Origin of the sequence: Dinoroseobacter sp. S375 (genome assembly GCF_049800775.1) — a bacterium.
In the GTDB taxonomy this organism is placed as follows: Bacteria; Pseudomonadota; Alphaproteobacteria; order Rhodobacterales; family Rhodobacteraceae; genus Dinoroseobacter.
The window spans coordinates 513,833-534,998 of the sequence record NZ_JBNAFR010000003.1 but is presented as its reverse complement, the minus strand read 5'-3'; the positions used below and the strand labels follow the sequence as shown (position 1 = coordinate 534,998).

Here is a 21,166-nt window from a genome sequence, read left to right as displayed (position 1 = left end):
GTCGTCATGGCAGTTTCCCTGTGCTATGCGTTCGTTAACTGGCCAAGGCGTGCGCCGCCGCGGCCTCCCAGTCGAGACCGATGGCCTCTCCCAACTCCTTCGGGTTCCCGAAGAATTCCTTGTCGGACAGCAAGGCGGTGACCTCCTGATCGCCAGCAATGGCGGCGGTCAGCGCCACATGCGTGCCCTGATATTCAATGTTGGTAATCGTGCCCGGCAGCCGCGCCCCCTCGGGCGCGCGCAGCTCCAGCGCATCGGCGCGGATGGCCAGCGTGCCCTCGGGCATGGCGACCACATTATGCGAGCCGAGGAACTTCGCCACGAAGGCGGTTTTGGGCGCATCAAATACGGCGCGGGTCTTGCCCGCCTGTTCGATCACCGCGTTGTTCATCACCACGATCTCATCGGCCAGCGCGAGCGCCTCGTCCTGACCATGGGTGACGTGTATGAAAGTGATCCCCAGCTCGCGCTGCAACCGTTTCAGCTCGCCGCGCATCCGGATCCGCAGAAACGGGTCCAGCGCCGAGAGCGGCTCATCCAGCAAGAGCACCTGCGGCTCGGTGATCAGCGCACGGGCAAGGGCGGCGCGCTGCTGCTGCCCGCCCGAGAGCTGCTCGGGCAGACGATCCGCCAGCGGCACCATATCCACCAGTTCCAGCATCTCCTTGGCCCGCTTGCGGTAGGTCGCGGCGTCCACCCCCTGCATCTTGAGGCTGAAACCGACATTCTCGAGCACGGAGAGATGCGGGAACAGCGCGTAGTTCTGAAACATCATCGCCGTGCCACGCTTGGCGGGCGGCAGGTGCGAGATGTCCCGCCCGGCGAGCAGGACCGCACCGTCCGACACGCTCTCATGTCCGGCGATCATCCGCAGGGTCGAGGATTTGCCGCAACCCGATGGCCCCAGCAGACAGGCATAGGTGCCCGCATCGAAGTGATACGAAATCGCATCCACCGCCACGGTCTTGCCGTAGCGCTTGGTCAGGTTGAACAGCTCCAGATCCAGATCTTGGCTCATGATATCCTCGCGGTGTCTCCGCAAGGTTCACCAGCCGGGCGCGCAACCTCTAAGGAATTTCGCAAATCCGCTGCAGCGAGGCGCGCTTTTGACCGCATCAGGGCATGGCGTCGATTTATTGTTCAAAATCCAGGCAGAGATTGTATACGATTTTAACCCTCACTGTGTTCAATGTTGCGCGGGCGGCTGTCCCTCGCCAAGCTTGAGCCAGGAGAGTAACCATGCCCGCCATGTCCTCAGGCCAAGTATCATCCGTTGATGGAATCGTCGCACAGCTGACCGAAGCCGTGCACGAACACCGGGTGAGGCCAGGCGCCAAGCTCAGCGAGGACGAGGTCGGCGAAATCTTTGGTGTGAGCCGCACACTGGTGCGTCAGGCCTTGCGCGCGATGGAACATGGCGGGCTCGTCACGATCCAGCGCAATCGCGGGGCCTTTGTCGCCAAACCGTCGATCAAGGAGGCCCGCGAAGTGTTCGAGGCGCGCGCCCTGCTGGAGCCGCGCACCGCGCGCGCCGCCGCCGAGCGCGCCACCCCCGCCGACATCACCCAGCTCAACGACCATATCGACCGCGAGCATGCGGCCCTGGCCCGGGACGAGGCCGGGCTCGCGCTCAAGCTGTCGGGCGAGTTCCACTGCATCATCGCACGCATGGCCGACCAGAAAACCATCGAAGGTTTCGTCCAACAGCTCATCTCGCGCTCGTCGCTGGTCATCGCGCTCTACTGGCAACGGCGCAACGCACTTTGCGAAAGCAACGCCCATCACGCGCTGGTGCGGGCGCTGGCCAGCCATGATGGGGACACGGCCGAAGAACTGATGGCCGGACATCTGCTCGACCTTGTGTCGCAACTCGATCTGCGCGCGCAGCCGGATCGGACGGATTCTCTCAGGGATGCCTTGCTCAAATGACCGAATTTCGCACCGCCACCGAGGAAGACCTCGCCGAGATCCTGAGCTGGGCCGCCGAGGAGGGGTGGAACCCCGGGCTTGAGGACGCCGCGGCGTTTTATCAGGCGGATCCGGAGGGGTTCTTCATCGCGCGCCACGAGGGCCATCCGGTCGCGGCGATTTCGGTTGTGAACCACAGTCCGGACTATGCGTTTCTGGGCCTTTACATCGTCCGCCCGATCCATCGCGGGAAAGGGATCGGTCTGGCACTCTGGACCCATGCGCTGGCCCATGCGGGCGATCGCACCGTGGGGCTGGACGGTGTCGAGGACCAGCAGGCGAACTACGCCGCTTCGGGTTTTGTCCATGCGGGCGGCACCAGCCGGTATTCCGGGACCCTGCCCGCCCAGGCCAGCGCGGCGATCCGCCCGGCAAGCTCTGGGGATCTGCCATCGCTCATCGCGCGGGAGGGCGCGGCCTCGGGCGTGGCCAAACCGGCCTATCTGCGGGCCTGGTTCCTGCCCGCAGAAACCCGCCAGACGTTTGTCTTTGAAAAAGGCGGGCAGATTGCGGGGCTTTGCACCGTGCGCCGCTGTGGCGAGGGGGCCAAGATCGGTCCGCTGCAGGCCGACAGCCCCGAGATCGCCGAGGCGCTCCTGACCCATGCGTCGGACTGGGCCGGTTGCGCGCTGATCATCGATGTGCCGCAAAGTGCGGCCGCCCTGACGGCGATCTGCGAAGGTCATGGCATGACGCCGAGCTTTCGCACCGCCCGCATGTATCGCGGCGCGTTTGCCAGCCCGGAAGCCCCGCTATTTGCGGTGACGAGCCTGGAGCTCGGCTAGGGGTCCCCCGCGTTCCGCAATGCGTCACCCGGCTCGCTTTGGCTTGACGCAGGGACCAAAAACCAACTTTGATCGCTTCGCAGGCATTTTTTCCGGCATATTCGGGACTGTGCTGGTAAATTATACTTGATTGGACTCAGAAGAGTCCCTTCAAATGAGACAAGGTCTCATTCTGCGATAGGCTCCGCGACATGCATTTCGGCCGTCTGGTCACTCTGCTCGAAGTTATTGCCGTCGCCGGGCGCCCTGTCTCAGTGACCGAGCTGCAGCGCGCGACCGGATTGCCCAAGCCCACCTGCTATCGCCTGGTCCAATCCCTGCTCGAGCAGCATCTGATCGAGGATCAGGCCGGCGACGGGCGCTACATTATCGGTGAGCGGATGATCCGGATCGCGCTTTTGGGCAAGTCCGACGTGGATGTCCGGCGATGCTCTGCGCCGCTGATGCGCTCGGCGGCCGATAGCTACAACGAAACGGTGTTTCTCGCGCGCTTTCGCGACAGACGGGTCGAGATCATCCATGTGGAGACGCCCCACGATCCGGCGCGGGCGTTCATCCACCCGGGCCTCGGGGTGCGGCCCATGCATGCCTGCTCCTGCTCCAAGGCGATTGCCGCCTTTGCCGAGCCCGAGTTTCAGGAGGACATCCTGTCCAACAGCCTGCGGGAATACACCGAACACACCAAGACCACCAAGGAGGCCCTGCGCCAGGAATTCGCGCTCATCGCCGAGCGCGGTTTTGCCGATTGCGATCAGGAAATCGACATCGGCATCGCCAGCGTCGCCGCCCCGGTTTCGATCGGCACGGTGGGCGCAACCTTCAGCATTGGCGCCGTTGGCCCGGTCCGCCGTTTCGGCACCGCGGCCAGGATGGAGATCGGCGCCAAGCTGAAGGACCTGTCAGAGAAAATCAGCGGGGCGATCCAGCTCTGCAATGTCGCGGAGGTTTGACCCAGACGACCCAGAAATGAGGGGCCCAGCCCCCAACCCAAGATCCGGACGACCGGACAGCATTGATGATCAGGGAGGACAATCAATGAACCTAAGACCAGACCCGACCTTTCACGCCTCGCCCAAGCTGGCGATGCAGGCACCGGTCGAGAATTACGCATTTACCGTCATGCTCAGCCCCGATGGCTCGCAATCGGACGGGATCGCGGTGATCGACCTGAAACCCGAATCCGAAACCTATGGCCAGATCGTGCATCAGGTGATCGTGCCCAATACCGGCGACGAGTTTCACCATTTCGGCTGGAATGCGTGTTCTTCGGCACTCTCGCCGCTGACGGGCCATGCCTTTCTCGAACGGCGCTATCTGATCGTGCCGGGGATCCGGTCGTCGCGGATCTATGTCATCGATGTCAAAGAACCGCTGAAGGCCAAGATCCACAAGACGATCGAGCCCGAGGAGCTCTTTGCCAAGACCGGCTATTCCCGCCCGCACACGATCCATTGCGGCCCCGAGGGGATCTATGTCTCTTGCCTCGGCGGCGGCGGCGAGGATGGCACGGACGGCCCTCCGGGGATCTTCATCATGGATTGCGAGACCTTCGAGATCATCGGCCAGTACGAGATGGACCGGGGCAAGCAGGACAAGCATTACGACTTCTGGTGGAACCTGCCTCAGGACTACATGGTCAGCTCGGAATGGGGCCTGCCGCCGCAATTCGAGAACGGGGTCGTGCCCGAGGACCTTCTCAGCAACAAATACGGCCATTCGATCCACTTCTGGGATCTGCGCGCGCGCAAGAACATCCAGACCATGGATTTCGGCGAGAACTATCAGATGGCGCTCGAGATCCGGCCCGCCCATGACCCAACCAAATCCTATGGGTTCTGCGGCGTGGTGGTTGATACCACGAACCTGCAGGGCGCGATCTTCACCTGGTGGCGGGATGACGATGGGGTCTGGCAGTCCAAGAAGACGATCACCATCGACCCGCGCCCCGAGGATCCCGAGAACCTGCCGCCGCTCCTCCAGGGGTTTGGGGCTGTGCCGCCGCTGGTGACGGATATCGATCTGAGCCTCGACGACAAGTATCTCTACGTAGCCTGCTGGGGACTGGGGGAGATGCATCAATACGACGTCTCGGACCCGATGAACCCGGTTCTGGCCGGCAAGGTCGAGCTCGGCGGGATCGCCCGGGGCACCAAGCATCCCAATGGCAAGGATTTTGCCTATGGGCCGCAGATGGTCGAGATCAGCCGGGACGGCAAGCGGGTCTACTGGACCAACTCGCTCTATTCCACTTGGGATGACCAGTTCTATCCGAATGACGAAGGCGGACAGATGGTCATGGCCGATGTGGGCGAGAACGGAGGTCTGACGCTGAACACGGACTTCTATATCAATTTCCCCGAGGGTCTGCGGTCGCACCAGATCCGGCTCGAAGGGGGCGATTGCTCGACCGACAGCTTCTGCTACCCATCCGTCTGAGGCATGGACGACATCACCTCTGTGACAGCCCTTTGGTGGGCTGTCATTTTTTCTGGCTTCTATCACGGGATCAATCCCGGGATGGGCTGGCCCCTCGCGGTCTCGGCCGCCCTGATGGAGCGCAAGCACAGCGCTCTGCCCAAGGCGCTGGCCATGCTGGCGGCGGGGCATTTCCTCGCCATGATCGGGATCCTGCTGCCGTTTTCGGTGATGATCTTCCTTGTGGAATGGGAGGCGCAGATCCGCATCGTCGCCGGGCTGCTGGTGATCGCCATGGGAGTCTATCTGCTGATCAACCGGCGCCACCCGAAGTTTCTCGCACGGGTCCACCCAGCGCGGCTGGCTCTCTGGTCCTTTCTTGCGGCCATGGCCCATGGGGCCGGGCTGATGCTGGTGCCGATCTATCTCGGGATCTGTGCCATCGGCGCGGATGAGACCGGGCATCTGGCCGCGCAGAGCCTGATGAGCAACAACATCACAACGGCGTTTCTCGTGGCGCTGGCCCATACGTTTTCCATGACCTTCGCGGGCGGCGTGGTCGCGGTGGGGATCTACCTGTGGCTTGGGTTGAAATTCCTGTCCAAGACCTGGTTCAACCTCGATCTGGTCTGGGCGCTCAGCCTGATTGCCGTGGGAATCTTTGGACTGCTTTCGGCCCTGACCGGCCACTGATCGCCAGCTTACAGAATTGTAAACTTGGCCCAAGGGCGACGTAACCCGGGCCTCCCATCTCCTGTGTATCGGAAGGCACACCGCCTTCGCCCCACAAGGAGAAACACATGACCCCGAAGACCATCACCGCAAGTGCCCTGATTGGATTGCTCGGCGCCGCAAGCCTGATGACAACGGTCTCCGCCCATTCCGTGGCCGAGCAGGTCTCGCTCACCGAAGAGCAGGCCGTAGCCATCGCCCTGGCCGAGGTGCCCGGCACTTTCGAAGAGGCCGAACTGGAGCGCGATGACGGCCAGCTGATCTACGAGATCGAGATCCTCGGGGCCGATGGCATCGAGATGGAGGTCGAGATTTCTGCAGAAACCGGCGAAATCCTCGAGATCGAGCGAGAGGGATGACGCCCCGGGCGCAGGCCCCCGGGTTTGGGGGCCGCAAGCCGGCCCAGCCTTCCCCTTGGGCCAGATCCGGCTTAAGGATTTGTATGCGCATACTCCTTCTCGAAGATGATACACAGCTGGGCCCCTGGATCGCCGGGGGCCTGCGTGAAGAAGGCCATACGGTGGATCACTTCTCGGATGGCAAGGACGCCCTGATGGCAGCCATGGGGACGGAATACGAGCTTCTCATCCTCGACCGGATGGTGCCGGGCCTCGACGGGTTGGCGGTGCTGAAATCCCTGCGCGCCTCAAAGGACCGCACGCCGGCGCTGTTCCTGACGGCGCTGGCCGAGGTGGATGCAAGGGTCGAGGGGTTCGAGGCCGGTGGCGATGACTACCTCACCAAGCCCTTCGCCTTTGCGGAGCTTTCGGCGCGGGTCAACGCGCTGGGTCGCCGCCGGGATGGGGGCGAGGCCGGAGCCGCGGCCCAAACCGTGCTGCGCTTCGGCGATCTCAGTCTCGACTTGCTGGCACGGCGCTGCGAGCGGCAGGGGCAGGTGATCGAGCTCATGGCCAAGGAATTCAAACTGCTGGAGTATTTCATGCGGCGGCCCGGACGGCTGGTCACACGCACCATGCTGCTGGAACAGGTCTGGGACATGAGCTTTGACCCGACCACGAGCGTGGTCGAGACGCATATCAGCCGCCTGCGTGCCAAGATCGACAAACCCTTCGACGCCCCGCTTCTGCGGACCCGGCGCGGGGAGGGCTATGTCTTTGGTCGCTAGCCTCACGGCGCGACTGCGCTGGCTGCGGCGGTCCTCGACCCTGCGGCTGACCCTTCTGTTGTCGGGGATCTTTACGCTCGGGATGGTGGTGGCCATTCTCATCGCGCTCAGCATCGGGCGCGAAGCGCTGTTGCGCCGGGTCGACGACTCGCTGAGCGGACTGGCCGCGGCGATGGAAATCGACGATGTGCCGAGCGAGTCCTTCGCCGTGATCGTGCGCCCTCTGGACGCCCTTGGGGACCTGCCCCCGGCCTTTGAACGCGTCGCCGCGCGGGGTGGTGGCACCGTCAGCCTGCGCGATGACTTCCGCCGCTCGGAAGACTGGCGCGTCATGGTCGCACCAGACAGCAAAGGCACGCCAATCCTCCTCGCGCTGCCGCTCGACGACAGCGACGAGGCGCTGGAGCTTTTGGGCGGGGTGCTCTGGACCACGGCCCTGCTGGTGCTTGGACTGAACCTCGCGCTGGGGCTTGGGATCGGGCTGGTCGCCCAGCGCCGGATGATCCGGATCACCGACACGCTCGACCGGCTGGCAGCCGGGGATTTGCAGGCCCGCACCGGCAGCACGAGAGCCATCGACGATCTGGACGATATCGCGCGGCAACTGGACATGGCCGCGGCCGAACTGGAACGGCTGGTGGCCCAGACCCGCAATCTGAGCGCGAGCCTCGCCCATGACCTGCGCACGCCTTTGGCGCGGCTGCGCGCCCGGCTCGAGGCGCTCCCCGACGGGCCCGAACGCGGAGCAGCCCTAGAGGAGGCGTCCCGTCTGGCCGGGATCTTTGACACGATCATGCGTGTGGCGCGGATCGAGGCCGGGCAGGGCCGCGAGGGGTTTGAGCCTGTGGATCTCGGCGCGCTGGCCGAGGAGTTGTCCGAGATCTTTGGCCCTGTGATCGAAGAGGAGGGCAAGCGGCCCGTGCGCGCCATCGAGGCAACCGCCACGGTGACCGCAGACCGGCAGATGCTGATCCAGGCCATGGCGAACCTGATCCAGAACGCGCTGGTCTATGGCGGCGACGAGATCACGCTCTTTGTCCGTGGTGCTGAGATCGGCGTCGCCGATAACGGCGCGGGCGTCGACCCGGCGCGCTACGGTGACATCATCAAGCCCATGGTGCGTGTCGACGCGGCCCGGCAAAGCGATGGCAGCGGACTGGGCCTGGCCTTGGTGCGCGCGGTCGCGGATCGACACGGCGCCAGGCTGGTTCTGTCCGAGAACACCCCCACGGGCCTGCGCGTCAGCCTGAAGTTTGCAGAATTGTAAACTCGCAGTCAGAGCCCCGTAACAGCGGACCTCCATATCAGTTTCATCGCAACACACGAGATGACACTGGAGACCCTGACATGACCGAGTTTTTCAACAAGATGACCTCTATCCTCGCTGGCGCCGTTGTTCTGCTGGTCGGGGGCGCGTTGGCCGGGCTGGGCCTCGGCGTTCTGGCCCTGCTCGCCATGGGTGGGATGATCGCACTGGGCCTTGGCCTGCTGGCCGCGCCGTTTGTGACCAAGCTGGCCGAAGAGGAGATCGCCAAGGCAGACGCCCAGACGATCTGACCTCACACCCTGCCCCCCCAACCGAGAGCGATGAGATGCCCCAGACCGCGACGCCCCATGGATTTGTGACCAAGACCCTGCACTGGGTCTCGGCGGCCCTTCTCGGGTTCGGCTATGTCAAAGGGCTCGACTCGGTGACGCAACTCGCGGATCCGGCGCTCTTTCGCTTCGAGATTGGGTTTGCCCTGAGTCTCGGCGCGGTGTTCCTGTTGCGTCTGCTCTGGACGAAAGCCGTGGCGGGTGCGAGCCGCCTGCCCGAGGCCGCACCGGGATGGGAGCATGCGGCGTCACGCGTCGTGCATGGCGGGCTCTATGCAAGCGTGTTCCTGATCGTGCTGTCCGGGCTGGGGATTGCCCTCGCCTATGCGACCCCGATCCTGGGCGGGTTGTTTCTGGGCGCGATGCTGGGTCTGCATGAACTGGCCCTCGCGGCGCTGCCGCTCTTCCTGCTGGTCCATGTGGCCGGCGCGCTCTGGCACAAGCTGATCCGACGCGATGGCGTGCTCGAGAGCATGACCGGCGCGCTTCCGGTCTGACTGGATCAGGCCACGAGGCCCCGCACGAACATCTCCAGAGCTTCACGGCGCAGGGCGTCGTGCCGCTCGGACGGGATGCTGAACAACCCCTTGTGCAGGATCATCCCGTCGATGAGACTGGCAAAGACCCGGCCCAGTTTCTGGGCATCCGCGTCGTCCCGGATCTGGCCAATGGCCTGCAGATGACGAATATGGCCAGCGTAGTGATCGCCCAGCTGCTCAAAGAAATCCGCGACCCTGGCGCTGAACGCGTCTGACGCGAAACTCGGGCCGAACACTTCGAAAAACACACGGACAAAGCGCGCATGCTCGTCGGGGATGTTCATGGTCTCCGACAGGTTCGCGGCAAAGGTGTCGAGGCTGTCGGGCATCTGCTCTTGAAAGAACCGCCCCTCCATCCCCTTGAAATGCCGGTCGACCATGGCCAGCGCGATGGCCTCCTTGTTCTTGAAGTAGAGGTAGAGCGTCCCCTTGCCGAGCCCGGCCTCCTTGGCCACATCGGCAATAGTCGCGGCGTGGTAGCCGCGCTTGGCGTAGACTTTCATGGCGGCGTCGAGAATGCCGTGCTGCATCTCTTCCCGGTCGACAATCTTGGGCATCATATCCTGCATTTTGCTGAGGTGAGGCAAGAGTTCCACAATTATGACTGGACGTCCAGTCATAAAAGACGTACATGACCGACCATCCAGTCATAAACGATTCGGAGGATATCATGGAGACGATGACAGAACGACAGACCAAGCCTGCCCTGCTGCGCGGGTGGCGCGGAACCTGCCCACGTTGCGGGAAGGGACGGCTGTTTGAGCGACGGCTTAGCGTGGCACGTAACTGCGAGGCTTGCGGCCTCGACCTGAGTGTCCAGCGCGCTGATGACGGGCCCGCTTACCTGACCATCGTGATTGTCGGGCATATCGTGGTGCCCCTGATGGTGCCGCTCTACCGTCTTTGGGATCTGCACCCGGGCGTGATGGCGACAGGGCTTTCGGTCCTGGCGGTTGCGCTGTCGCTCTACCTGCTTCCGCGGATCAAGGGCGCGATGATCGGCCTGCAATGGGCCAGACACCTGCACGGCTTCTAGACCCAATTTTTCCCGGTTTTTTGACCGAACGTCCAGTCATGAAAAGATTGAGCATGTCGATTTCACCCCAAGCTTCCCTCCCCTCGGTTCGGTGGGAAGATCACGGCGCGACCAGCCCGCTGGTAGGCAGTGGCGCACCCCAAGCGGTACGCCTACTCGGCGATGGCGGTGCGGCGCTGGTGAAAGTGCTGATCCTTTGGCTGTCCATCCGCGGCGGGGCCGCGGCCCACATGCCGAACCCTTGCAAAGGGTCTACCAAACGCCTGCAAGACCCTGTGAGGGCATGATGCTACGTGCCGCAAGATCCAGACCGCTTTTCACCACGCTGCACATTCACGAGATCCTCGTCGCAGAGTTTCTTGGCGGATCCGCAGTCAACAAGCTGGTCTGGTCCATGCTCCTGCAGCTCGCGGTCTGGCTGTGCCTTGCCACCCCGCTTCACCGGCGCCGGGCCCTCGCCCCCCTGTTGACCGTGCCCGCCGTAGGCGCGGCATCTGACCTCCTGCCGCTCGGCACCGGGCGCAAATGGTTCATCCCCTGCCACCTCGGGAAGAGGGTGATGGGCCATGCCATGTGCGAAGAACCCTCTGCGCTTGCGCGCGTGTGACCCCTTTCAAGAGAAAGCCAACCCCATGGAAACCCTCAAGACTTTGACCCTCACCGCCCTGATCGCCCTGACCTCCGGCTGCACCGATGCCGGAGCCCGCTACACACCGCTCGTGGAGGGGACGCGCAACGCGCACTTCCCCGGCGATCTGGGCATGTGTCAGAACCTCGCCCGCGCGCAGTCCTTGCGCGATCGTCAAATCGGCAGCCTCTTCGGCACCGTGGAGGACGACGCCCGCATCGGCGAGGAGCGGATCAACAACACGCTCGAAAATGACGCCGCCGCGCCCGGCGACGGAAAGCAAATCGTCATCGCCTGCATGCGCGCCCGCGGGCACGCGGTCATCGGCTGACCCCAAACGAAAGCGATCCCATGTCCAAACGCATCTTCATCCTGAACGGCCATCCCGGGGCGACATCGCTCTCGCGCAGTCTCGCCCTCAGCTATGCCGAAGCCGCCGAGGAGGCCGGGCACCAGGTCCGGATGACCCACCTGCCCGATCTGACTTTTGACAGCGATTTCGGCGCGGGCGGTTACCAGACCCTCAAACCCCTCGAGCCCGCTCTCGACGGCGTGCTGCGCGATATCGAGTGGAGTGACCATGTCGTCCTTGCCACGCCGATGTGGTGGGGCGGGCTGCCTGCCAAGCTCAAGGGGCTGTTCGACCGTGCGCTCTTGCCCGGACGCGCCTTTGACACGCGCAGTCGTCGGTTTGGCCTGCCCCGTCCCATGTTCACCGGTCGGACGGCGCGCGTGCTGCTGACATCGGACACCCAGAGCTGGCTGCTGCGCCTTGTCTATCACAACGCGATCCTGACGCAGTTGCGCTGCCAGATCTTCAGCTTCATCGGGATCAAACCCACCCGCGTCACCCAGTTTGCCGAAGCCAGTCACCCCGATGCGCGCACCGTCGCCGCATGGCAGGCACGTGTCCGCCAGCTCGGGCTGAAGGCCGCCTGAAACCGCATATTCGGAGGAAACCACCATGAAAACCGTTCTCGTTGCCGGGGCCACCGGCTATCTCGGCCGCCATATCGCGCGCCACTACAAGGCTAAGGGTTGGCATGTGCGTGCGCTGGTCCGCGATGCGGAGAAGGCGCGCGGCACCCATCTGGAGGCGCAGGAACTGTTCGAGGGCGCCGCCACAGATCCCGATAGTCTGGAGGGGGTGATGGCGGATGTGGATCTGGTGATCTCGACCCTCGGCATCACGCGCCAGCGGGACGGGCTGGGCTATTGGGATGTGGACTATCAGGCGAACCTGAACATCCTGAACCAGGCACTCGCCGCCGGGGTCCCGCACTTCGCCTATATCCATGTGCTGAACGCCGACAAGATGCCCGATGTCCCGCTTGCAGCCGCCAAACAGGCCTTCGCAGACAGGCTGGCTGCGGCGCCGATCCGTTCAACGATCATCGCCCCGTCGGGCTTCTTTTCGGATATGAGCGACTTTCTGGCCATGGCGCAGGCGGGGCGGGTTTGGCTCTTTGGGTCGGGGCAGCACCGCCTCAACCCGATTGACGGGGCGGATCTGGCCGCCGCGCTGGCCGAGGCGATTGCCGAAGGGCGGCGCTTCGCCCCCATGGGCGGGCCTGACATCCTGACCCAAACCGAGCTGGCCGAGGCGGCCTTTGCCGCCCTGGGAACGCCGCCACGGATCACGCGCCTGCCGGACTGGATCCGGCGTGCTGCCATCAAACTGCTGCCTTCGGTTACGCCGGCCCATATCCACGGGCCCGCCTTGTTTTTCCTGAGCGCGCTCGGGCAGGACATGGTCGCCCCGCCGCGTGGCAGCAAACGGTTGAGCACGCATTTCGCCGAAGAGGTTCAGCTCCGCCGGAACCGGACCGACACCTCGCCCCCCGCCCGTCCGCAGACGCCCTGAACCAACGCAAAAGGCTGGCCGCGTCACCACGGCCAGCCTTTGAACCTATCTGAACGCCCGGGCGGGCGCGCCGCTCAGTAATGCACGGAGAGCGAGTCGATCGGCGCCTTCTTCGGCGGGGCGAACTTGGTCAGATCGATCCCGTCGACCGCGGTCTTGTACTCGTCCATGGTCGGTGTCCGGCCCAGGATGGCCGAGAGGACAACCACCGGGGTCGAACCCAGCAGGCTCTCACCCTTCTTGGTTTCGCTATCGGCCACGACGCGGCCCTGGAACAGGCGGGTCGAGGTGGCCAGAACCGTGTCGCCCTTGGCGGCCTTCTCCTGGTTGCCCATGCAGAGGTTACAACCCGGACGCTCGAGATAGAGGATGTTCTCGTACTCGGTACGCGCGGTCTGCTTGGGCGCGGAATCATCGAACTCGAAGCCCGAATACTTCTGCAGGACTTCCCAGTCGCCCTCTTCCTTCAACTCGTCGATGATGTTGTAGGTCGGCGCGGTCACCACCAGCGGGGCCTTGAACTCGACACTGCCCTGGGCGGCTTCAAGATTGCGCAGCATCTGGGCCACGATCTTGATGTCACCCTTGTGGACCATGCAGGAGCCGACAAAGCCCAGATCCACCTTCTTCTCGGCGTTGTAGAACGAGATCGGACGGATCGTGTCATGGGTATAGCGCTTGGAGACGTCGATATTGTTCACGTCCGGGTCGGCGATCATCGGCTCGTTGATGGCATCCAGATCCACCACCACTTCGGCGAAATACTTGGCGTTGGCATCGGGCACCAGCGCGGGCTTCGTGCCCGACTTGATCTCGGCGATGCGCGCATCCGCCTTGGCGATCAGCCGCGCGAGGGTGCCATTGTCATGCTCCATCCCCTTGTCGATCATGATCTGGATCCGGGATTTTGCCAGCTCCAGCGACCCGATCAGCGTCTCGTCATTGGAAATGCAGACAGAGGCCTTCGCCTTCATCTCGGCAGTCCAGTCCGTGAAGGTGAAGGCCTGGTCCGCCAGCAGCGTCCCGATATGCACCTCGATCACCCGTCCCTGGAAGACGTTGTCGCCATGCTGTTCCAGCATCTGGGCCTGCGTGGCATGGACCACGTCGCGGAAGTCCATATGGTCCGCCATCTCGCCCTTGAAGGTCACCTTCACCGTCTCAGGGATCGGCATGGAAGCCTCGCCTGTGGCCAGCGCCAGCGCGACCGTGCCGGAATCCGCGCCAAAGGCCACGCCCTTGGACATCCGCGTGTGGCTGTCGCCGCCGATGATGATGTCCCAGTCGCTCACGGTGATGTCGTTGAGCACCTTGTGGATCACGTCCGTCATGGCGTGATAGGCGCCTTTCGGGTCACGACCGGTCACGAGCCCGAAATCGTTCATGAACTTCATCAGACGCGGGGTGTTCGCCTGCGCCTTGAGGTCCCAGACCGAGGCCGTGTGGCAGCCCGACTGATAGGCGCCGTCCACCAGTGGCGAGACCACCGTGGCCGCCATCGCCTCAAGCTCCTGCATGGTCATCAGGCCCGTGGTGTCCTGCGAGCCCACGATATTGACCTTCACCCGGACATCCGAGCCCGCATGCAGCGGCGCGTCCGAAGCCACGCCCAACGCATTCGCGTTGAAGATCTTCTCAACCGCGGTCAGGCCCTGCCCCTCATGGGAGATTTCCTTGGCCGGGGCGAAGGCGGATTTGAGCGGGATGCCCAGCGCCTCACAGGCGAATGTCTGCAGCTTCTTGCCGAAGACGATGGCATAGGAGCCGCCCGCCTTCATGAACTCCATCTTCTGGGGCGTGAAGCTGTCGGCCATATCGACCAGTTCTTCGCCGCCATCCTCGGAATAGAGCTTCTGAGCCTTGGTGTTGATCGACAGGACCGTGCCGGTCTCGACCGAGTATTTCTGCTCGAGGATCGGGTTGCCGTCATTGTTCAGGATCGGCTCGCCATTCTCGTCGACTTTCTTGACCCAGTTCTTCAGGTCGACCCCAATCCCACCGGTCACACCGACGGTGGTCAGGAAGATCGGCGAGATGCCATTGGTGCCCGCCACGATGGGGGCGTAGTTGACGAAGGGAATGTAGGGGCTGGCCTGCTTGCCGGTCCAGAGCGCCACGTTGTTCACCCCCGACATCCGCGACGATCCCACACCCATGGTGCCCTTCTCGGCGATCAGCATGACCTGCTTGTCCGGATGCTGCAGCTTGAGCTCGTTGATGTGCTTCTGGGCTGCTTCCGAGATCATGCACTTGCCGTGCAGCTCGCGGTCGGCACGCGAATGCGCCTGATTGCCCGGCGACAGGAGGTCGGTCGAGATATCGCCCTCGGCGGCGATATAGGTGACGACTTTCACCTCTTCGTCGATCTCGGGCAGCTTGGTGAAGAACTCGGCGTCGGAATAGCTCTCGAGGATGTCCTTGGCCACGGCATTGCCCGCATCCAGCGCGTCCTTGAGGCGCGCAGTGTCTGCGTCATAGAGAAAGACCTGCGTCTTCAGCACGTCCGCCGCATCTGCCGCGATCCCGGCATCCTCGCCAAGCGCAAGATCCAGCAGGACCTCGACCGACGGACCGCCCTTCATGTGGGACAGCTGCTCAAAGGCAAAGGCCGGTGTGATCTCGGCAACCTCGACCTCGCCGAGGATGATCTCCTTGAGGAAATCGGCCTTCTGGCGTGCGGCGGCGGTGGTGCCCGGCAATGTGTTGTAGATGAAAAACTGCAGGGAGTCGGCGCGATGCGCGTTCCCCGTATCCTTGATCTGCGCGATGATCTCGCTGGTCAGCGCACCATCATCAATCGGCTTGGGGTTAAGACCCTGCTCTTTGCGCGTTTCGATCTCTGTCAGGTATTCGGAATAGAGGCTCATTGGGATCCCCACATATGTGTTGGCTAGAGCTTGAACACCGGCTCGCACACAGGGTCCGGAACCGGGAAAAGACGGACTGTATGCGGCGGTATACTAAAAGCTGGAACCTGGCAAGATCAGCCAAAGGCGACATATCGCCCACCTCGACGACCAGAGCATGAAAAGCCCTTTCAAGGAACGGATTCGCAGCCGACCAAGGTCGGAATGCGCGGATTTGCCACCAGCTGGACGCGTCTGATCCGGCACCTACCGGATGCGCAGCCGCGCAACGCGCAGGCAATGCACCCGCGCAGCGACTCAGGCGCGATGCGCCCCCGCGGCAAGGTCCGCGACAAAGGCGAGGATCTCGGGCACGGGCTTGCCCTCTTCCACCATCTTGACGATGGCCGAGCCAACCACGGTGCCATCGGCGGTGCCCGCGATGCTTTCGGCGAGCTCGGGCGTTCGGACCCCGAAGCCGACGATCACCGGCAGATCCGTCGCCGCCTTGATCCGCGCCACCTCGGGCGCAACATCCGTCGCCTGCGCCTGGGCAGCGCCCGTGATCCCGGTGATCGAGACATAATAGACAAAGCCCGACGTGTTCTGCAGCACCTTGGGCAGGCGCGCATCATCCGTCGTCGGCGTGGCAAGGCGGATGAAGTTCAGCCCCGCCTTCTGCGCCGGGATACACAGCTCGCTATCTTCCTCGGGGGGCAGATCCACGATGATCAGCCCGTCCACCCCGGCCTCCTTGGCCTGCGCCAGGAATGTTTCGACCCCGCGCGAATAGATCGGGTTGTAATAGCCCATCATCACGATGGGGGTGGAGGTGTCGGTCTCGCGCAGGCCCCGCGCCAGATCCAGCGTCTTGTCGAGGGTTTGCCCCCCCTCCAACGCGCGCTGCCCGGCCAGCTGGATGGTCGGACCATCGGCCATCGGATCCGTGAAGGGCAGCCCGAGCTCGATGACATCCACCCCGGCCCCCGGCAGACCGCGCACGATCTCCAGCGAGGTCTCGTAATCCGGATCTCCGCCCATGACATAGGCGACGAAGGCCTTCTTGCCGTCAGCCTTGAGGCGCGCAAATGTGTCGTCGATCCGGGTCATTCTGTCCTCGCTTGAACCTGTCCAAGGGGGTTTGGCGAAAACCGGGGCGGAAATCAATGGGCCGTGGCGCATCTCCCGCCCCCCCGCGCTTGCAGCGCCGGGGCCTTCCGCCTAAGAAGCCGCGACACCGGATCTGGCAGAGGACGCACGCCATGGGCTTCAAGATGGGAATTGTCGGGCTGCCGAATGTGGGCAAGTCCACCCTGTTCAACGCGCTGACCAAGACAGCCGCCGCGCAGGCCGCGAACTTCCCCTTCTGCACCATCGAGCCGAATGTGGGCGAGGTGGCCGTGCCGGATACACGCCTCGACGCTTTGGCCGAGATCGCCAAATCCAAGCAGGTGATCCCCACCCGCATGACCTTTGTCGATATCGCCGGGTTGGTGAAGGGTGCGTCCAAGGGCGAGGGCCTTGGCAACCAGTTCCTCGCCAATATCCGCGAGGTCGACGCCATCGCCCATGTGCTGCGCTGCTTCGAAGATGGCGACGTCACCCATGTGGAGGGGCGCGTCGACCCGATCGCCGATGCCGCCACCATCGAAACCGAGCTGATGCTCGCGGATATGGAAAGCATCGAAAAGCGCCTGCAGAACATCGTCCGCAAGGTGCGCGGTGGCGACAAGGAAGCCGTCCAGCAAGAGCGTCTGATGAAGGCCGCGATGAAAGCGCTCGAGGATGGCAAGCCCGCGCGCGTGGTCGAGGTGGATGACGAAGACGCCAAGGCGTGGCGGATGCTGCAACTCCTGACCACCAAGCCGATCCTCTATGTCTGCAATGTGGACGAGGCCACGGCCGGATCCGGCAACGCCCATTCCGACGCGGTCGCCGCCATGGCCGCCGAGCAGGGCGCGGCCCATGTGGTCATCTCGGCCCAGATCGAGGAAGAGATCAGCCAGCTCGAAGCCGACGAGGCCGAGATGTTCCTGTCCGAGATGGGGCTCGAGGAAGCCGGGCTCGATCGGTTGATCAAGGCGGGATATGCGCTTTTGCATCTCGAGACCTATTTCACCGTCGGCCCCAAAGAGGCCCGCGCCTGGACCATCCCCGAAGGCACCCATGCGCCTCAGGCCGCCGGCGTAATCCACGGCGATTTCGAGCGCGGCTTCATCCGCGCCGAAACGATCGCCTATGACGACTTCGTCGCACTCGGTGGCGAGCAACCGGCGAAAGAAGCAGGGAAGATGCGCGCAGAGGGCAAGGGCTACGTGGTCAAGGACGGCGACGTCCTGCACTTCCTGTTCAACACCTGACTCCCGGTCGCCGTCCAAGGCACATTTCGGGCACCAGTCCGAGACCTGCAGACGCCCTTGCCTCCGGGCGGTCTTGTCCATGAGCGCGACGCGACACGCGATTACATTCGCACGCCACGCGGCTTTCGGGCCACGGCTGAGGATCCCAGTGCGGAGGGTGTCTGTCCCCCGACCACAGCCCGCGCGCGCAAGTAACGCGCGAAGCCTGTGCCAGACCCGGTGCTGCCTTTTCCTTCCATTTGAGAACCGAGCCCCCTCTCTTCGGCGACCCGGTTCCTGATCTTGGCGCGGCGCAATAAAGCTGCCGGCATTCGGTGGGTCAGGCAGGTCAGGAACAGGATCCGACGGGCGCTACTCGGCCACTCTCCCGTCAAGTCATCCTGTACGCCCCGTCGCTAGCGCCATTTTCTGCAAAGGCTGTGATTTGCCCTTGTTTTCCCTCACATGCCGCTGATAGACGGGTCAGCGGAGACGTGGCCGAGTGGTCGAAGGCGCTCCCCTGCTAAGGGAGTAGGCGGGAAACCGTCTCGAGGGTTCGAATCCCTTCGTCTCCGCCACCCACATTCAATGCGTTTCTATGGGATGACGCCAAGTCGCCCGTGACCCTCAGGCATCGCATTGCCGTTCCAAACGGGGCTGCATTCGCTGAGGCGCTCACTGAAACGTCTCGCGTAAGAGCCAAGGTGACACCTCAATCGAACTGGCGCGCGGCGAAGCCTTCGTCTGTTTGGCGAGCTCGATCCTTTCCGTGGCAGGATACCTGAGCGATGCGCCGCCCCGTCCAAGTCCCCCTCATACGGTGAAGGACGCGCGATGTGCCGCTCTGACGTCGTGTCTGACACTCGGAAACTCGGAACAGCCCGTCCCGACGCAGCCTCTCCCAAAGCTCAGGTCAACCGACGCGGAATTCCGTTCATGTCGACATCAGGTGTGATCTTCAGCCGTAGGATTGCCTCCCCTCTCAGGTCGCGACCTTTTTCGGCGCGCTAAACGTTCGGTGCACCAACGCGCAGGTGCCCGGAGCTGCGTCCCAATCGGCAAACGCGATCCCGGAACAGGCCGGATCGAGATGGCCCGCGTTCGCCACGAGGTCGCCCCCACTAATTGGGGCACCGTCGTACTGCTTGCTCCACCCGGTTCTCTGCCCAGCAGGTTCAAACCACCTGAGCCAGCTATGGGTAAGCCAAAGGGCGCGCGGTGATTTCGGGCATATCATGGCAAAGAAACCCGGATGCCCATGGCGCGCGACACCCGGAACGCCAGCCAGGCGGCCTCCGGTCTGGCGGCCGCCCCAAGCGCGATCCGAGGATCAGGTGAAAGGCGCAAGAGCGTTACGCGTTGACACTGTCGGACGCAGCATCCCGGTACCCCCAACGAAACAGCATGCCCTCGCCGACCCCGCGCTAAACCACTTGTTCCGGGTGGCGCTCGGCCCAGTCCGACAGGAATTCCACGATGTCATCGCCCCCCGCCAGATCGATTGCCCGGCGCGGCAGGGGCACGCCCTCCTGCAGGGCGAGCTGCAGGCACCCGATATAGTCTCGCTCTGCCCCATGCGGGCAGTTTTCCGCCCCATGCAGGATCGTCGACAGAAGCGTGCCGCCATAGCTGTTCATATGGGTCAGATCCGGCTTTTGGGTCAAAAGAAAGGCCATGACCTCGGGCAGGCCTTCCCAACCGGCCACCTGGACCGGGGTGAGCCCTTCGGTATCCGGCAGGTCCGGCGCGACCCCCAGCGCAACAAGACTGCGGACATGGTCCAGCTTGCCGGGGATATGCAGGATCATGCGAATGATGTTGCGATAGGCCACGGGGATCGTCGCGGGATCAGAGATCCGTGCGCCCGTCGCCCCCTCGGCGGCCGCCGCGAGCAGGGTTTCGATCTCGGTCAATGTCGTATCGACCCCGCGCGCGGCCAACGTCCGGGCCAGCGCCTGATTGCCAAAGACACGGGCATAGGCATAGGGCGTGGTCCCCTCGAAGCGACGCTCGGGATCCGCCCCGTTTCGCAGCAGAAGATCGATCATATCAGCCCCACACATGCGACGTGCCGCCTGGTGCAGCGCGGGTACGACCCAGGGTGCCTCGCCCCCCACATGGGACCCATCGAACTCGTCCACCTGCGCGCCATGGTCGAGCAGCATCTGCACAGCGGTCGTGTCGTGGAAATCCATCGCGCGCAGCAGCGCATTGGTACCCTTGGGATCGGCCCCATGCGCCAGCAACATCTCCAACCCCGCGTGATGGCCCAGCTCTGTCGCATGATAGAGGCTCTCTCCATCATTGGGGTTCGCCCCCTTCTCCAACAGCCACTGCCCGAGCGGCATGTTGTTCGCGTGCCCGATCGCGAAATAGAGCGGCGATAGCGTGTAGTCCGTCCCGTCATAGACCGGCGCGCCGAGATCGAGATCTGCGTCATGGGCCAGCAGAGCGTCCGCGATGGCAAGCATGTCCCCGACCCGTTCCGGCTTGTGGTGGATCCATTTGGACCGGGCGAGGATCGTCAAAGGCGGGGCGCGAAACCCGATGAGCTGCGTCGCGCGCTCCGGCGCCTCCTCCAGCATTTGCAGGACCTGCGGCCTGAGATAGAGCCCAAGGCAAAGCGCCAGATCCCCCTCGGCCAGATCGGGCGTGTCCGCCAGCAACTGGTCCGCCACCCCGAATTGCCCATGGTAGAGCGCCAGTTTGAGCCGCTGGCGTTTCGCGGCGAGGTCCATGCCGATCATGTCCGCCGCGAGCTTGAGCGCGGGCCAGGACGGGAAGCTGTTCTCCCGTGCGATCACATGGAGGTAATCCGCGTATTTCAGAGCGGTGCCCTCGGGACGGGGCGGATAGTTGGCAATGCGCTGGGTTGCGCGCAGCTCGCCCGCCTGATGCGCCTTACGCAGGGCCTTGGCGTCACGACGGAGCTGTTTCAGGGATTTTGTCATCGGATCTCTCACTTCTGGCTCGCAGGTCCGCTGGTTCGAGCATGAGACAGCCGAAAAAAGGATGTCTGTCTTGGATTGGGCTGCCGATGACGGCTTTCCGCGGACCTAGATACTTGCCCCGAAGCCCCGTCAGGCTAGCGAGCCGCGATGACCAGTTCAACCATGTCCTGCCCGACACGGATATTGAGGCATGAAATCCCCGGGCGCGCGGATCAGAGCGCCATGCCCCCTCTCAGAGGGGCTCGGGCAACGGGCCCCGTGTTGCGGTTGGTGCACGCGAACGCTCCATTCGTGCAGGCGCGCTGGTCCGCGGCTCTCGCGGCACCATCTGGGTCACCGGA

At 63.7% G+C, this 21,166-nt stretch carries 21 protein-coding genes and 1 tRNA gene; 17 read left to right on the top strand and 5 right to left on the bottom strand.

Annotation, left to right across the window (positions count from 1 at the left end):
- Positions 1-34 precede the first annotated feature (34 nt).
- Positions 35-1,018, bottom strand: coding sequence for an ABC transporter ATP-binding protein (locus ACP150_RS10480; protein ID WP_424966555.1), 984 nt, complete (start codon positions 1,016-1,018; stop codon positions 35-37).
- A 221-nt stretch (positions 1,019-1,239) separates the two neighbouring features.
- On the opposite strand from ACP150_RS10480, the gene ACP150_RS10475 reads away from it, so the two are divergent.
- The 10 genes from ACP150_RS10475 to ACP150_RS10430 all read left to right on the top strand — a co-directional run bounded on the left by ACP150_RS10475 (position 1,240) and on the right by ACP150_RS10430 (position 9,119).
- Positions 1,240-1,929: a GntR family transcriptional regulator gene (locus ACP150_RS10475; protein WP_424966554.1), complete on the top strand. Its 690-nt coding sequence runs from the start codon at positions 1,240-1,242 to the stop codon at positions 1,927-1,929.
- On the top strand, positions 1,926-2,753 hold the full coding sequence (locus ACP150_RS10470; protein ID WP_424966553.1) for a GNAT family N-acetyltransferase: 828 nt from the start codon (positions 1,926-1,928) through the stop codon (positions 2,751-2,753). Before ACP150_RS10475 ends, ACP150_RS10470 begins: the two co-directional genes overlap by 4 nt.
- 191 nt (positions 2,754-2,944) lie before the next feature.
- A complete protein-coding gene (locus tag ACP150_RS10465) occupies positions 2,945-3,703 on the top strand; it encodes an IclR family transcriptional regulator (protein ID WP_424966552.1) in 759 nt (252 codons plus the stop codon).
- A gap of 85 nt (positions 3,704-3,788) precedes the next feature.
- Positions 3,789-5,189 carry a selenium-binding protein SBP56-related protein gene (locus tag ACP150_RS10460; protein WP_424966551.1) on the top strand — a complete coding sequence of 467 codons (1,401 nt, stop codon included), beginning with the start codon at positions 3,789-3,791 and terminating at the stop codon, positions 5,187-5,189.
- Between the two features lie 3 nt (positions 5,190-5,192).
- Positions 5,193-5,861: a hypothetical protein gene (locus ACP150_RS10455; protein ID WP_424966549.1), complete on the top strand. Its 669-nt coding sequence runs from the start codon at positions 5,193-5,195 to the stop codon at positions 5,859-5,861.
- 107 nt (positions 5,862-5,968) lie between these two features.
- Positions 5,969-6,259, top strand: a complete 291-nt coding sequence (locus ACP150_RS10450; protein ID WP_424966548.1) for a PepSY domain-containing protein — start codon at positions 5,969-5,971, stop codon at positions 6,257-6,259.
- A gap of 83 nt (positions 6,260-6,342) precedes the next feature.
- Positions 6,343-7,026: a winged helix-turn-helix domain-containing protein gene (locus ACP150_RS10445; RefSeq protein WP_424966547.1), complete on the top strand. Its 684-nt coding sequence runs from the start codon at positions 6,343-6,345 to the stop codon at positions 7,024-7,026.
- Positions 7,010-8,293, top strand: coding sequence for an ATP-binding protein (locus tag ACP150_RS10440; RefSeq protein ID WP_424966546.1), 1,284 nt, complete (start codon positions 7,010-7,012; stop codon positions 8,291-8,293). The genes ACP150_RS10445 and ACP150_RS10440 overlap by 17 nt, the downstream gene beginning before the upstream one ends.
- Positions 8,294-8,373: 80 nt before the next feature.
- Complete coding sequence (locus ACP150_RS10435; protein ID WP_424966545.1) at positions 8,374-8,583, top strand: hypothetical protein; 210 nt, start codon at positions 8,374-8,376, stop codon at positions 8,581-8,583.
- A gap of 35 nt (positions 8,584-8,618) precedes the next feature.
- A complete protein-coding gene (locus ACP150_RS10430; RefSeq protein ID WP_424966544.1) occupies positions 8,619-9,119 on the top strand; it encodes a cytochrome b in 501 nt (166 codons plus the stop codon).
- A 5-nt stretch (positions 9,120-9,124) separates the two neighbouring features.
- Here the strand turns inward: ACP150_RS10430 and ACP150_RS10425 are convergent, their stop codons facing one another.
- Positions 9,125-9,718, bottom strand: coding sequence for a TetR/AcrR family transcriptional regulator (locus ACP150_RS10425; protein ID WP_424966543.1), 594 nt, complete (start codon positions 9,716-9,718; stop codon positions 9,125-9,127).
- A 74-nt stretch (positions 9,719-9,792) separates the two neighbouring features.
- Between ACP150_RS10425 and ACP150_RS10420 the strand changes: the two genes are divergently transcribed.
- The 5 genes from ACP150_RS10420 (at position 9,793) to ACP150_RS10400 (ending at position 12,689) form a co-directional block, all read left to right on the top strand.
- A complete protein-coding gene (locus ACP150_RS10420) occupies positions 9,793-10,197 on the top strand; it encodes a DUF983 domain-containing protein (protein ID WP_424966542.1) in 405 nt (134 codons plus the stop codon).
- 283 nt (positions 10,198-10,480) lie between these two features.
- Complete coding sequence (locus ACP150_RS10415; RefSeq protein ID WP_424966541.1) at positions 10,481-10,804, top strand: hypothetical protein; 324 nt, start codon at positions 10,481-10,483, stop codon at positions 10,802-10,804.
- A 25-nt stretch (positions 10,805-10,829) separates the two neighbouring features.
- Entirely contained in the window at positions 10,830-11,156 is a 327-nt protein-coding gene (locus tag ACP150_RS10410) for a hypothetical protein (protein WP_424966540.1), read from the top strand.
- Between the two features lie 20 nt (positions 11,157-11,176).
- Positions 11,177-11,764 (top strand): NAD(P)H-dependent oxidoreductase, encoded by a 588-nt coding sequence (locus ACP150_RS10405; RefSeq protein ID WP_424966539.1) that lies wholly within the window; start codon positions 11,177-11,179, stop codon positions 11,762-11,764.
- A gap of 25 nt (positions 11,765-11,789) precedes the next feature.
- On the top strand, positions 11,790-12,689 hold the full coding sequence (locus tag ACP150_RS10400; protein ID WP_424966538.1) for an SDR family oxidoreductase: 900 nt from the start codon (positions 11,790-11,792) through the stop codon (positions 12,687-12,689).
- Between the two features lie 74 nt (positions 12,690-12,763).
- Here the strand turns inward: ACP150_RS10400 and ACP150_RS10395 are convergent, their stop codons facing one another.
- Together ACP150_RS10395 and trpA are read right to left on the bottom strand one after the other, a co-directional pair.
- Positions 12,764-15,556: a bifunctional aconitate hydratase 2/2-methylisocitrate dehydratase gene (locus ACP150_RS10395; RefSeq protein WP_424966537.1), complete on the bottom strand. Its 2,793-nt coding sequence runs from the start codon at positions 15,554-15,556 to the stop codon at positions 12,764-12,766.
- 297 nt (positions 15,557-15,853) lie between these two features.
- On the bottom strand, positions 15,854-16,645 hold the full coding sequence (trpA, locus tag ACP150_RS10390; protein WP_424966536.1) for a tryptophan synthase subunit alpha: 792 nt from the start codon (positions 16,643-16,645) through the stop codon (positions 15,854-15,856).
- A gap of 152 nt (positions 16,646-16,797) precedes the next feature.
- On the opposite strand from trpA, the gene ychF reads away from it, so the two are divergent.
- Both ychF and ACP150_RS10380 read left to right on the top strand, forming a co-directional pair.
- Positions 16,798-17,895, top strand: coding sequence for a redox-regulated ATPase YchF (ychF, locus tag ACP150_RS10385; protein WP_424966535.1), 1,098 nt, complete (start codon positions 16,798-16,800; stop codon positions 17,893-17,895).
- Positions 17,896-18,362: 467 nt separating this feature from the next.
- A tRNA-Ser gene (locus ACP150_RS10380) sits at positions 18,363-18,452 on the top strand.
- Between the two features lie 846 nt (positions 18,453-19,298).
- Here the strand turns inward: ACP150_RS10380 and ACP150_RS10375 are convergent.
- Positions 19,299-20,825 (bottom strand): ankyrin repeat domain-containing protein, encoded by a 1,527-nt coding sequence (locus ACP150_RS10375; protein ID WP_424966534.1) that lies wholly within the window; start codon positions 20,823-20,825, stop codon positions 19,299-19,301.
- Positions 20,826-21,166 lie beyond the last annotated feature (341 nt).